At 64.7% G+C, this 13,377-nt stretch carries 11 protein-coding genes; 3 read left to right on the top strand and 8 right to left on the bottom strand.

Annotated elements, in window-relative coordinates; translation table 11 throughout:
* Positions 1-3: 3 nt before the first annotated feature.
* From ACFORG_RS20940 to ACFORG_RS20920, 5 genes are all read right to left on the bottom strand, one after another.
* Positions 4-816, bottom strand: coding sequence for a hypothetical protein (locus ACFORG_RS20940; RefSeq protein ID WP_386737521.1), 813 nt, complete (start codon positions 814-816; stop codon positions 4-6).
* Positions 817-843: 27 nt separating this feature from the next.
* Positions 844-1,725, bottom strand: a complete 882-nt coding sequence (locus ACFORG_RS20935) for a F0F1 ATP synthase subunit gamma (RefSeq protein ID WP_386737520.1) — start codon at positions 1,723-1,725, stop codon at positions 844-846.
* Positions 1,726-1,737: 12 nt separating this feature from the next.
* Positions 1,738-3,276 (bottom strand): F0F1 ATP synthase subunit alpha, encoded by a 1,539-nt coding sequence (gene atpA, locus ACFORG_RS20930; RefSeq protein ID WP_386737519.1) that lies wholly within the window; start codon positions 3,274-3,276, stop codon positions 1,738-1,740.
* On the bottom strand, positions 3,277-3,837 hold the full coding sequence (locus tag ACFORG_RS20925; protein ID WP_386737518.1) for a F0F1 ATP synthase subunit delta: 561 nt from the start codon (positions 3,835-3,837) through the stop codon (positions 3,277-3,279).
* 289 nt (positions 3,838-4,126) lie between these two features.
* Positions 4,127-4,873 (bottom strand): class I SAM-dependent methyltransferase, encoded by a 747-nt coding sequence (locus ACFORG_RS20920; protein WP_386737517.1) that lies wholly within the window; start codon positions 4,871-4,873, stop codon positions 4,127-4,129.
* Positions 4,874-4,936: 63 nt separating this feature from the next.
* Between ACFORG_RS20920 and gloB the strand changes: the two genes are divergently transcribed.
* From gloB to ACFORG_RS20905, 3 genes are all read left to right on the top strand, one after another.
* Positions 4,937-5,704 (top strand): hydroxyacylglutathione hydrolase, encoded by a 768-nt coding sequence (gene gloB / locus ACFORG_RS20915; RefSeq protein WP_386737516.1) that lies wholly within the window; start codon positions 4,937-4,939, stop codon positions 5,702-5,704.
* Positions 5,705-5,881: 177 nt separating this feature from the next.
* Complete coding sequence (clpA, locus tag ACFORG_RS20910; protein ID WP_386737515.1) at positions 5,882-8,212, top strand: ATP-dependent Clp protease ATP-binding subunit ClpA; 2,331 nt, start codon at positions 5,882-5,884, stop codon at positions 8,210-8,212.
* The gene (locus ACFORG_RS20905; RefSeq protein WP_386737514.1) at positions 8,212-9,171 is read left to right on the top strand and encodes a M23 family metallopeptidase; all 960 of its coding nucleotides are present in this window, start codon (positions 8,212-8,214) and stop codon (positions 9,169-9,171) included. The genes clpA and ACFORG_RS20905 overlap by 1 nt, the downstream gene beginning before the upstream one ends.
* A 2-nt stretch (positions 9,172-9,173) precedes the next feature.
* Here the strand turns inward: ACFORG_RS20905 and ACFORG_RS20900 are convergent, their stop codons facing one another.
* The 3 genes from ACFORG_RS20900 to ACFORG_RS20890 form a co-directional block, all read right to left on the bottom strand.
* A complete protein-coding gene (locus tag ACFORG_RS20900) occupies positions 9,174-11,528 on the bottom strand; it encodes a peptidoglycan -binding protein (protein ID WP_386737513.1) in 2,355 nt (784 codons plus the stop codon).
* Positions 11,529-11,531: 3 nt separating this feature from the next.
* A complete protein-coding gene (locus tag ACFORG_RS20895; protein ID WP_386737512.1) occupies positions 11,532-12,716 on the bottom strand; it encodes a biopolymer transporter ExbB in 1,185 nt (394 codons plus the stop codon).
* A gap of 68 nt (positions 12,717-12,784) precedes the next feature.
* Positions 12,785-13,315, bottom strand: a complete 531-nt coding sequence (locus tag ACFORG_RS20890) for a gamma-glutamylcyclotransferase (RefSeq protein WP_386737511.1) — start codon at positions 13,313-13,315, stop codon at positions 12,785-12,787.
* Between the last annotated feature and the right edge of the window lie 62 nt (positions 13,316-13,377).

Genomic DNA, 13,377 nt, shown 5'->3' with positions numbered 1-13,377 from the left:
GGTTCATTTCTGGTTTTGGACGCCCGCGCGCGACGCGATCATCCGGGTTTTGTGTCTCAGGCGTGCGCCCGTTTCATCCAGCCAGCGACGCATTCCCCCCATGGCGCCGAAGTAGACGGTGACCGCCGGGGCGCGCAGCCGCGTTCCGAGGTCGAGCGCCTCGTATTTGCGAGTGAAGGCGTCGCGGCTCGCTTCCAGGTCCGGGCCGTGGGTTCCGCCGCTGTGATGATGGACGAAGAACGGCAGGACATAGGTCCGTCCCCCCGCCATCCGCGCCTGCACGCACATGTCCGTCGCGTAGAGGTGAAACCCCTCCAGGTCGAGAGACGGCAGAACCGCCCGCGCCCGCGGCAGCACGAGAAAGCACTCGTCAAGCGACTGCGCCTCGCGCGGGGCGGTCAGCGGCCGCGAACTGCCATGCGGGTCGCGCAGATGGCGCAGCAGCTCGGTGCCGTCAGCCGACCAGCCCGCGCATCCCGCCAGCGTCCACTGCGGATCCTGACGGTCGAGCAGTTCCAGAAGGGTCTGCAACTCCTCGGCGCCGTCATCGACCAGCTCCACATCGTCATGAACCATCACGATGTAGCGGCCACGGAACTCGGGGAACATCCGGCGCAGGGCCGAATACCCGTCGAACCGGTTCTGTCCCCGGTTGTCGAGCGCGATGAACTCGGTCGTTTCGGAGGTGAACCCGAACCGCTCGAAGCTCTCCAGCAGGCGCTTGTACCGGTCGTCGGACGCGACAAGCGTGCAGACGGAGAACAGCAGCTCGGGCTGCCGCTCCTCTGTCACGTATCGCGCCTGAACGCCGGTCATCTGCGGTCCCGTCCCTTTCTCAGCCGATCACAGCGCTTCCGCGCCCGAGATGATCTCGATCAGCTCGTTGGTAATCACGGCCTGACGCGAACGGTTGTACTGGATGGTCAGCTTCTCGATCATCTCGCCGGCGTTGCGCGTCGCGTTGTCCATTGCAGACATCCGCGCGCCCTGTTCCGACGCTCCGTTCTCGAGCAGCGCCGAGAAGATCGCGGTCGCCACGCCCTTGGGCAGGAGATCGGCCAGGATCGCCTCTTCGCTGGGTTCGTAATCGTAGAGCGCAACGCCGCTGTCGCCGTCCTCTCCCGCATCCTCGTAGGTGGCGGGAATGATCTGCTGGGCCGTCGGGATCTGCGTCACGACGTTCTGGAACTTCGAGTAGAAGATCGTTGCAACGTCGAACTCGCCCTCGTCGAACCGCGACATGACGTCCTTTGCGACGGACTGCGCGTCGGCATAGCCGATCCGCTTGACCTCGCTCAGGTCGACATGGCCAGCAAAGTACTGGCCGTAGTCACGCTTCAGGGCGTCGCGCCCCTTCTTGCCGACGGTCAGGATCTTGACCGTCTTGCCCTTTGCGATCAGCTCGTCCGCCTTGGTGCGGGCGAGCTTGGCGATATTGGCATTGAAACCACCGCAGAGACCGCGTTCGGCCGTCATGACAACGAGCAGGTGCACGTCGTCCTTGCCGGTGCCGCGCAGAAGCTTGGGCGCGCTGTCGCTGCCGCCCACCGAGGCCGCCAGCCCCGCCATCACGGAATTGAACCGCTCGGCATAGGGGCGCGCGTTCTCGGCCGCTTCCTGTGCCCGCCGCAGTTTCGCGGCGGCCACCATCTGCATGGCCTTGGTGATCTTCCGGGTCGATTTGACCGAGTCGATCCTGAGTTTCAGGTCCTTGAGACTGGGCATTACCGCGTCTCCTTAAGCGAAGGTTGCGGCGTATTCGTCCAGCACAGCCTTGATCCGGTCGGCGGCGTCGCCCTTGATCTTGGGATCTTCGTCCGTGATCCACTGAAGCAGATCGGCATGCTTGCCGCGCAGATGCGCAAGCAGACCCTCTTCATAGCGGCCCACGTCCTTGACGGCGATCTTGTCGAGGTAGCCGTTGGTGCCGGCGAAGATGACACAGACGATTTCCGCGTTGGTTAGCGGCGAGTACTGCGGCTGCTTCATCAACTCGGTCAGGCGCGCACCACGGTTCAGCAGGCGCTGGGTCGCGGCGTCGAGGTCGGAACCGAACTGGGCAAAGGCCGCCATCTCACGATACTGCGCCAGTTCCAGCTTGACCGGGCCGGCAACCGATTTCATCGCATCGGTCTGGGCCGAGGAGCCCACGCGCGAGACTGACAGACCGGTGTTCACGGCAGGACGGATGCCCTGGTAGAACAGTTCGGTTTCAAGGAAGATCTGGCCGTCGGTGATCGAGATCACGTTGGTCGGGATAAAGGCCGACACGTCGCCGCCCTGGGTTTCGATAACGGGCAGCGCGGTCAGCGAGCCTGCGCCGAAATCCTCGTTCAGCTTCGCCGAACGCTCCAGCAGGCGCGAGTGGAGGTAGAACACGTCGCCGGGATAGGCTTCGCGTCCGGGCGGACGGCGCAGCAGCAGCGACATCTGGCGATAGGCGACGGCCTGCTTGGACAGGTCATCATAGATGATCAGCGCGTGGCGGCCATTGTCGCGGTAGAACTCGGCCATAGCGGTCGCGGCATAAGGTGCCAGGAACTGCATCGGCGCGGGGTCCGAGGCGGTGGCGGCCACGACGATCGAGTAGTCGATGGCGCCGGACTCTTCGAGACGCTTCACCAGCTGCGCAACGGTCGAACGCTTCTGGCCAACGGCGACGTAGATGCAGTAGAGCTTCTTGCTCTCGTCGTCGCCAGCGGCTTCGTTATACGATTTCTGGTTCAGGATCGTGTCGAGCGCCACGGCAGTCTTGCCGGTCTGACGGTCGCCAATGATCAGTTCGCGCTGACCGCGGCCGATCGGGATCATGGCGTCAATGGCCTTGAGGCCGGTCGCCATCGGCTCGTGCACCGATTTACGAGGGATGATGCCCGGCGCCTTGACGTCGGCCACGCCGGTCTTGTCGGTTTCGATGGGGCCCTTGCCGTCCAGCGGGTTGCCCAGGCCGTCCACGACCCGGCCCAGAAGAGCGTCGCCGACCGGCACGGACACGATCGAGTTGGTCCGCTTGACGGTGTCGCCTTCCTTGATGTCCCGGTCCGAGCCGAAGATCACGACGCCGACGTTGTCGGCTTCGAGGTTCAGCGCCATGCCCATGATGCCGCCGGGAAACTCGACCATCTCACCGGCCTGCACGTTGTCGAGACCGTACACACGGGCAATACCGTCGCCGACGCTCAGCACGCGGCCGATCTCGGCCACTTCGGCTTCCTGACCAAAATTCTTTATCTGGTCCTTCAGGATCGCAGAAATCTCTGCTGCTTGGATACCCATTTATCCGACCTCTTTCATTGCATTCTGGAGGGAATTGAGCTTGGAGCGGATCGAACTGTCGACCATCTTCGAGCCCACCTTGACGACAAGACCGCCGATGAGGCTTTCATCCACGGTCGCATTTATGTTGACGGATTTGCCCACGCTGTCGGCCAGCGTCTTGCTGAGCTTGTCCATCTGGGCCTTGGTCAGTGCCTTGGCCGACGTAACGTCTGCGGTAACCTCGCCGCGCGCTTCGGCCAGCATCTCGCGCAGGACGCGGACCAGCTGGGGCACGACGAACAGGCGGCGTTTCTGCGCCATCAGGCCCAGCGAGTTCCGCAGGACGGGAACAAGGCCCATCTTGTCTGCGATCGCGGTTATCGCCGCTTCCTGCTCGGCGCGGGACACGAGCGGCGAACTGATCAGGCTGCGCAGATCGGCGCTGTCATCCAGTGCCGCGGCCATATCGCTGACGCCGGTTTCGAGACTTGCAAGGTCATCGTTTTCTTTCGCGATCTCGAAGATCGCCGTGGCATAGCGCTCGGCGATGCCTGCGGAAATCGAAGCTGGTTCGGACACGTCCACCCTTCCGATATCTTGGCCCCGGTAAGGCGCGGCCGCGCTGTCCGGGGGCGTGACGAGACCCCACCAGAACTGGCGGGGCACTTAAATCACGGGGGATGTAGCAGAGCGGTCCCGGCCTCGCAATACAGTATAGCGGTAACGGAAATATCCCCAAATTCAGCGTTTTCAATCACTTGCCACGAGTGCGACCCTTTGCACCCGGCAAGTCACGTGAAAAATGTTACCGTGTTGCAGGTTTTTTCGATTCCGCAGCTTGCAACCCTGCCCGGCCGACCCCAACGGATCAGACCGGTTTCGCCACCGGCTTGCGCATGCCCTCGAACGCTTCCAGCGCCCGGGGCGCGCCGTCGCGCACGGCCGAGCCACGTGGCGGATGCACCCGCTTGGATACTTCGACCAGAAAGACGCCGCCGGCCATGATCCGTGGCAGGCGCGCGCCCGTGCGTTCCATGAGGCTCCCCGATTTCAGCCAGAAGCGCCGGAACGACGGCGGCTGGTAAAGGGCCGAGCAATGGTATTCAGGCAGGAAGTGGTGCTTGCGCAATTGCGTCTCGAGCTGGCCCAGCGTGTAGGGCCGGCCATGACCAAAGGGCGTGTTGTCTGACCGCGACCAAAGGCCAGCGCGGTTCGGCACGACAAAGATCGCCTTGCCGCCGGGTCCGAGAACACGCCAGCACTCATCAAGCAGCTCCGTTGGCCGCTCCGACGTCTCGAGCCCGTGCATCACCACCAGCTTGTCCACGCGCCCTGTTTCCAGCGGCCACGCTGTTTCCTCGGTCAGGACCGACACGTTCGGCATGCCCGACGGCCAGGGCATCACGCCCTGCGGCCCAGGCATCAGGCCGACCACCCGCCGCGCCTCGGCCAGGTAGGGACGCAACAGCGGTACGGCAAAGCCAAAGCCCGCAACCGTCTGCCCCTTTGCTTCGGGCCAGATCTCGGTCAGCCGACCCCGGACCGCCGCCTGCGCGGCCCGTCCCAACGTGCTGCGATAATAGAAGTTCTTCAGATCCTGCACGTCGAGATGCATTGCGGACACCTGCTCGATGGGCCAAGCTGACGATAGTCTAACAACTTGAAAGGGCAAAAGGCCATGCCTCTCGACATCGTCACGATCCCCTGCCTCAGCGACAATTACGCCTTCCTCGCGCATGATGCCGCATCGGGCCAGACGGCGCTGGTGGACGCGCCCGAGGCGGGGCCGATCCTTGACGAGCTGAACCGCCGCGGCTGGTCGTTGAGCCATGTGCTCCTGACCCATCACCACCCCGACCACGTGCAAGGCCTCGCCACGATCCTCGACCGCCATTCAGCGCAGGTGATCGGCGCGGCGAGCGACGCGCACCGCCTGCCCCCGCTCGACATGCAGGTGTCGGATGGCGACAGTTTCGAATTCGGTGGCGAAACGGTCCATGTGCATGACGTGTCCGGCCACACGGTCGGACATATCGCCTTCCATATCCCCGAAAGCCATGCAGCCTTTACCGCCGACAGCCTGATGGCGCTGGGATGCGGTCGCGTCTTCGAAGGCACGATGGACCAGATGTGGGCCTCGCTGCAAAAACTTGCCGCCCTGCCCGACGACACCGTGATCTATTCGGGCCACGAATACACCCAGGCCAATGGCCGCTTCGCACAGACGATCGAACCGGGCAACGCAGCGCTGCAAAAGCGTATCGCCGAGATCGCCGCTGCGCGAGAAAAGGGGCAGCCGACCGTGCCGTCGACCCTCGCCGAGGAAAAAGCCACCAACCCGTTCCTGCGCGCGGCGGAATCCTCGGTTCAGGCCGAATTGGGTATGAAAGGCGCCGATCCGGCCGCCGTTTTCGCCGAAATCCGCACGCGAAAGGATAATTTCTGACGCCCGAAAATCGCGCGGTGCAATCACGGTCTGGGGAAATGTGACCGGCAAATGAAAGAAAACCCTTGAAGCCGGGCAATGATCAACCAAACTCTAATACCATGAGGACATGGTTGGCCAAGGGGGTCCAGCCGATACTCGACCCCCCACCGACCCAAGATTAAGAGGAGCACCGGCGTGCCTTCATTCTCGAGCACACTTGAACAAGCCATCCACGCGGCCCTGGCGGCCGCGAACGAACGGCGTCACGAATTCGCGACCCTCGAGCATCTGCTGCTTGCCCTGCTGGACGAGCCCGATGCCGTGCGCGTGATGAAGGCCTGCACCGTCGATCTCGATGAACTGCGCGGAACCCTCGTCGAATTCATCGACGAGGATCTGTCGAACCTCGTCACCGATATCGACGGCTCCGAGGCGGTGCCGACCGCGGCCTTCCAGCGCGTGATCCAGCGCGCCGCTATCCACGTGCAAAGCTCCGGTCGCACCGAGGTGACCGGAGCCAACGTGCTTGTCGCGATCTTTGCCGAACGCGAAAGCAACGCGGCCTATTTCCTGCAGGAGCAGGACATGACCCGCTATGACGCGGTGAACTTCATCGCGCACGGGGTTGCCAAGGATCCTGCATTTGGCGAAAGCCGCCCGGTCAGTGGGTCGGACCAGCCCGAAAGCGAAAACACAACGGCCAGCAACGCCCCCGAGGGCGACGGCAAGGAAAGCGCGCTCGCAAAGTACTGCGTCGACCTGAACGCCAAGGCTCGCGATGGCGATGTCGATCCGTTGATCGGCCGCGACCTCGAAGTGGAACGCTGCATTCAGGTTCTGTGCCGCCGGCGCAAGAACAACCCGCTTCTGGTTGGCGATCCCGGCGTCGGCAAGACCGCCATCGCCGAGGGGCTGGCGCGCAAGATCGTGGCCGGCGAAACGCCCGAAGTGCTGCGCAACACGACGATCTATTCGCTCGACATGGGCGCCCTGCTTGCAGGCACCCGCTATCGTGGCGATTTCGAAGAGCGGCTCAAGGCCGTGGTGACCGAGCTGGAAGAACACCCCGACGCGGTGCTGTTCATCGACGAGATCCACACCGTCATCGGCGCCGGCGCCACCTCGGGTGGGGCAATGGACGCATCGAATCTGCTGAAGCCCGCATTGCAGGGCGGCAAGCTGCGCACCATGGGCTCCACTACCTACAAGGAGTTCCGCCAGCATTTCGAAAAGGATCGCGCCCTTTCCCGCCGGTTCCAGAAGATCGACGTGAACGAACCCACGGTTGAGGACAGCGTGAAGATCCTCAAGGGTCTCAAGCCGTATTTCGAGCAGCATCACGAGATCAAGTACACGGCCGACGCCATCAAGTCGGCGGTGGAGCTCAGCGCACGCTACATCAATGACCGCAAACTGCCCGACAAGGCCATCGACGTCATCGACGAGGCTGGTGCCGCGCAGCATCTCGTGGCCGAAAGCAAGCGCCGCAAGACGATCGGCGTCAAGGAGATCGAGGCCGTGGTCGCCAAGATCGCCCGCATCCCGCCCAAGAACGTCACCAAGGACGATGCCGAGGTTCTCAAGGATCTCGAACAGAGCCTCAAGCGCGTTGTATTCGGCCAGGACAAGGCGATCGAGGCGTTGTCCTCGGCGATCAAGCTGGCCCGCGCCGGCCTGCGCGAACCGGAAAAGCCCATCGGCAACTACCTGTTCGCGGGCCCGACCGGCGTCGGCAAGACCGAGGTGGCAAAACAGCTTGCCGATACGCTCGGCGTGGAACTGCTCCGTTTCGACATGTCGGAATACATGGAGAAACACGCGGTATCCCGGCTGATCGGCGCGCCTCCGGGTTATGTCGGGTTCGACCAGGGCGGCCTGCTGACCGATGGCGTCGACCAGCACCCGCATTGCGTGCTCCTGCTTGACGAGATCGAAAAGGCGCACCCGGATGTCTACAACATCCTGTTGCAGGTGATGGATCATGGCCAGCTGACCGACCATAATGGCCGGACGGTGAACTTCCGCAACGTGGTCCTCATCATGACCTCGAACGCGGGCGCGACCGAACAGGCCAAGGCGGCCATCGGCTTTGGACGCGACCGGCGCGAGGGCGAGGATACCGCCGCGATCGAGCGGACCTTCACGCCCGAGTTCCGCAACCGTCTGGACGCGGTGATCTCTTTCGCGCCGCTGCCCAAGAAGACGATCCTGCAGGTGGTCGAAAAGTTCGTCCTACAGCTCGAGGCGCAGCTGATGGACCGCAACGTGTCCATCGAACTGACCCGTCCGGCGGCCGAATGGCTGGCCGAGAAGGGTTACGACGACAAGATGGGCGCCCGCCCGCTGGGACGGGTCATCCAGGAGCACATCAAGAAACCGCTGGCCGAGGAACTGCTCTTCGGCAAGCTGGCCAAGGGCGGCGTGGTCCGTGTTTCGGTCAAGGACGGCGAGTTGAAGCTCGACATCCTCGGGCCCGACACGCCACGCATCTCGGGCGACAAGCCGCCGCTCCTGACCGCCGATTGATGCGCAAGACGCTTCTGGCGCTTTTCTCGCTCGCCGCGGCCCCCGCGGCGAGCGATCCCGTTCTGAGCCTGCCGGTCGACTGCGACCTGGGCGAGAGCTGTTACATTCAGCAATATACCGACCGCGACCTCGACGCGGGTTTTCGCGACTATACCTGCGGCCCGCTCGCCTATGATGGCCACAAGGGTACCGATTTCGCGCTCGCCACACTTGCCCAGATGCAGGCGGGCGTGGATGTCCTCGCGGCCGCTCCCGGCCTTGTCACAGGACGCCGTGACGGGATGGCGGACCAGATTTACAGGGGCGACGCCGACACCGCCGTCAAGGGTCGCGAATGCGGCAACGGCGTGGTGCTGCGCCACGACGATGGCTGGGAAACCCAGTACTGCCATCTGAAGCTGGGTTCGGTCCGGGTCGGGGTCGGCGAGCGCGTCGAACGCGGCGCGGTGCTTGGCCAGATCGGCCTCAGCGGCAAGACACAATTCCCCCACCTGCACATGTCCGTACGGCATAACGGGATGGTGGTCGACCCGTTCGACACCGCCGATCAGGCGCTGTGCGGTGAAGGAGACGGAACGCTTTGGCAAGAGCCCCCCGCCTATACGCCCGGTGCGGTGATCGACGCGGGCTTTGCACCGAACATGCCCGATTATGCCACGATACAGGCCGGAACCGCCGCGCGTCCGAACATGCCCGCCGAGAGCGAGGCGCTGGTGCTGTTCGGCTTTCTCTTCGGTGGCCAGCAAGGTGACGAGATCGACATTTCCATCGATGGGCCGAACGGCCCGTTCGCCTCGAACCGTACGACCCTCGACCGCGATCAGGCGCGCTTCTTTCGCGCCTTCGGCAAGCGCCTGCGGGCCGATGCCTGGCCCACTGGCCGCTACACCGGCACGGTGCGCCTGTTGCGTGACGGGAATGAGCTGGACAGCTTCACCACCACGGTCGATCTGCGCTAGGTTTACTTCTCGGTCAGCTTCAGCTCGATGCGACGGTTCTGCGCGCGGGCCTCTGCCGTATCTGCGGGATTGACAGGCTGGAACTCGCCGAACCCGTTGGCCGACAGTCGCTCTGGCGGGATGGCGAGCGCATCGACCATGTAGCGCACCACAGAAAGCGCCCGCCCCTGGCTCAACTCCCAGTTATCGGCGAACCGCCCCGTGCCCGCCAGCGGCGTGTCGTCGGTATGCCCATCCACCCGGATGATCCAGTTGATCTCGGGCGGGATTTCGGCGGCGACGTTGCGCAGGATCGACGCGACCTTGGCAATCTCGGCACGTCCGGCGGGCGACAGGTCGGCCGACCCCGGCGGGAACAGCACCTCCGAGGAGAACACGAACCGGTCCCCCTCGATCCGCACGCCTTCCTGCTGGCCAAGGACGTCCCGCAACCGACCAAAGAAGTCCGAGCGGTATTTTTCGAGGTCCTCGGCCTGCGCGGCAAGTCGCTCCGCCTCCTCCTCCAGCCGCCTGCGCTCCGCCTCTTCCAGCAGGCGGCGCCTGCGCTCCTCGGACGCCGCGCGCGCCAGCGCCGCGTTCAGGTCCTGCCCCAGCGTCTGCAATTGGATATTGTCCGCCGCCGCGCGCTCCTTGTAATCGTCCAACAGCGATTGCAGGCTGCCAAGCTGATCGCGCAACGCCGCGACCTGCTGGTTCAACAACGCCGTCTGCCGCTGCGCCTCTTCCGAGATCGCCTGTTCCACCGCCAGCGTCTCGCGCGCCTTGGCCAACAGCGCCGCGCGCTCCTCGGCCAGCGACCGTTGCGCTTCGGCGCTTGTTTCGGCCTCTTCCTGCGCGTTCAATGCTGCCAGCAGCCGCGATTGCAGGACATCGCTGTCACTGGCTGCCGCCTGTGCGCGCTCCAGTGATTCCAACGCCTGCAGCAGCCGCGCCTCGACCGAGGCGCGGTCTTCCTCGGTCGATTCCGCCGCGCCGCGAGCAGCCGCCAGATCGGCCCGCAACCCAGACAGTTCCGCCTGAAGCGCCGCTTGCGTGCTGTCCGCCTCGGCCTGAACGGCCGCCAGCCGCGCCTCCAGCCCGCGCCGCGTGTCCTCGGCAGCACTGCGCGCGGCCTCCAGCTCTGCGGTCAACGCTGTGCGGATATCCCGGTTCTCGGCTTCCAGTCGTTCAAGCTCGGCCTGATACTCCGACACGGTCTCGACATTGGCCGCGCGCTGGCGAGCCAGTTCCGCCTCCAGCTGCTCACGTGTATTGGCTGCATCGGCACGGGCGGCGGCCAGTTGCGCCGACAGGGTCTCGCGGCTCTCCTGTGCCTCGGTGCGGATACGGGCCAGCTCGGCCTCCAGCGCGTTGACCTGCGTATCGGCTTCGGCCCGCGTTACCTCCATTTGCGCCAGCACGCGGGTCAGCCGTTCGGCCAGCTCGTCACGCTCCCGCGCCTGCGCGCGGGCCGCCTCGATCTGGCTCAGCGCCTCTTCCAACCGTTCGGCCAGACGCTCTTCGGCGGCCTCGGCAGCGGCCAGCAGGGTCAGGGTGTCCTCCGCCTCCTGCCGTTGAGCCTCCAGCGCCATCGTCATCGCGGTCAGTTCGGCATCCGCGTTTTCCAACCGTTCGCGCAAGGCCTCTGCCGCCGCGGCCTCGGCCAGGCGACCCGCCTCCTCCTCGGAAAGCTGCTCTTCGAGCACGGTGATGCGGTCGGCCCGTGCGTCGCCCGCGCGCTCGAGATCGGCGATCATCGCCTCCAGCGCCTCACGCCGGGCGGCAGCAAGGCGGGCGGCCTCGGATTGGGCGTCAATCTCGTCGCGGCTTTGTGCCAGCGCCAGGTTCAGCCGCTCCTGCTCGGACATCAGCTCGGCCCGGTTGGCGATCATCTCGTCCAACTCGACCTCCAGCGCCGCGACACTGTCCAGTGCGCTTTCGCGGTCCGCCATCAGCGTCGCCACCTGCGCCTCGAACGAGGTGATCTGCGCCTCGGCCGCGCTCAAGGCCTCGGCCTGCTGGTCGCGTTCGGCCGACAAGGACGCGATCAACGATTGCGCCTGCGTCAGCTCTGCCTGCGTGTCGTCCAGATCGCCTCGTGTCTCGTTGAGCGTCGCGTTCAACTCGCCCATCCGCGCCTCGAGCCGCCGGTTCTGCGCCTCTTCCAGCCCCAGCGCCTGCGCCAGCGCGGCCACCTCGCCGGTCAGCGCGTCAAGCTCGCTTTCCTGCCCGGTGATCGTCTCGCGCAGCACGAATTGCACGACCATGAAAATGGTCAGCACAAAGGTCAGCACCATCAGCAGACCGGTCATCGCATCGACGAACCCGGGCCAGACCGAACCCTGGAAACGGTGACCGGTGCGGCGGGACAGCGCCATGGCTTACTCCCGGTCCGTTCCGGCCCGCACCCGCGCCGCGCCGCGCGGCTGCGACAGGGCCTTGCCCAGCAACTCGATATCCTTGCGCAGTTCCGACAGGCTCTCCTGCCGCCCGGCCGAGATCTCTTCGAGAATGCGCAGCATCTGCACATCGATCGAGCGCAGGCGCATCCGGCTTTCGGCGTCGATCCCCTCGCTCGGCCCCTGCGCGCGCATGTGATCCAGCAGCGCGTCCTGGCTGTTCGCCATCCGGTCCAGCGCGGCGATCACGCCCTCGGTCTCGGTCTGGCGCTGGTTCATGTCGCCGATCGCCTCGACCAGCTGTGTCAGCTTTTCGGTCACCTCGGCCTGCCCTGCCTCGGACGCCGCGAACATGGTCTGCAACGCATCCATCTGCTCGCCCATCGTGTCCAGCACGCCATGCATAACGGCCGCTTCGCCGCTCGTGCCCTCATCGCTGCTTGCAAATCCCAGACGGGTGATGGTCGACAGCCATTCCTCGAGCTCGCGATAGAACCGGTTCTGCCCGTGACCGGCGAACAGTTCCAGCAGACCCACGATCAGTGACCCCGCCAGGCCCAGCAGCGAAGAACCAAAGGCCACGCCCATGCCGCCCAGCTGCGCCTCCAGCCCGGTCATCAGCCGGTTGAACACCTCGACGCCAGCCTCGTCGCCCTGCGGCGCAAGACTGCGGATCGTGTCGACCACCGCCGGGACCGTCGTGGCAAGGCCAAAGAACGTCCCCAGAAGGCCAAGGTAGATCAGCAAATTGGTGATATAGCGCGTGATCTCACGCTCTTCCTCGATCCGTTCGGCCACCGAGTCGAGGATCGACCGGGTCGAGGTAGAGCTGATCTGCATCCGCGCGCCCCGCGACCGCAGCAGCGATGCCAGGGGCGCCAGCAGTTGCGGCGGACGCGTATCGCTTTCCTGCCCGCTTGCGAAATCCTCGATCCAGCGGACCGACCCCATCAACTGGAACACCTGCCAGAAACAGGCCATTACGCCGACAATGAAAACCAGCAGGATGAAACCGTTGAGATAGGGGTTCGCCTCGAACACCGGCATCACCCGCGGCAGCGCCACGAACACGCCGAATGCCGACAGGCCGATGGCCACCAGCATCAACACGATCTGCCGGATCGGCTGCGAGAATTGCGGTCTCGCCTCTCGGTCTGCCTGCGCCATGCGCGTGGTTCCTGACATTGACTGCCCTGCGCCAAGCCTATCGAAGAAAGGCAGGCAGGGCCAAGGGTTTATGCGACAAGGCTGCGCACGCGTGCGGACAACCAATCGAGTTCCGGGTCGTGCAGACCGATTTCGGCCAGATGCTGGGCAGTATTGAACAAATACTCGGAATTCGGCCCCCGCCCGCCCGTGGCCCGGGCGATGATCTGCGCCTGGTCCTCCAGCGGCATACCGCCGCAATATTGCACGTGGTCGGGGTCGATCACATAGGTCACGGCCTCGACCTGCTGGCCACCGTCCAGTTCGACATGCAGCATCCGCTCCACATAGGCAGACGAGATCAGCTCGCGCTCGCGCAGCGCCTCCAGCGTCGGTTCCTCGTGGCCCTGCTCAACCGCCAAGGCCAGCCCCCGGCAATGCGCGCCCTCAACCGCGTCGAGCGCCAGAACCAGCCCCGGCTCGGTCTCTATCCCGCGGTGATGGATCGAACTCATGCAGAACGACCGCGCATAGCCGTGCAACATGGCCAGCTCGCGCCGGGCCACCGGAAAGCCCGGGTTCCACAAAAGCGATCCATATCCGAACACCCACATCGTCATTGCGCTGGTCCTTCGCAGTTTGCGCCTGTAAACACCAAATCAGAGGCAGGAAAAAGGGGCGA

It is taken from the genome of Lutimaribacter marinistellae (assembly GCF_042648365.1).
Lineage (GTDB): Bacteria > Pseudomonadota > Alphaproteobacteria > Rhodobacterales > Rhodobacteraceae > Lutimaribacter_A > Lutimaribacter_A marinistellae.
The sequence above is the reverse complement of the archived record's forward strand: the minus strand, read 5'-3'. Positions and strand labels throughout refer to the sequence as shown.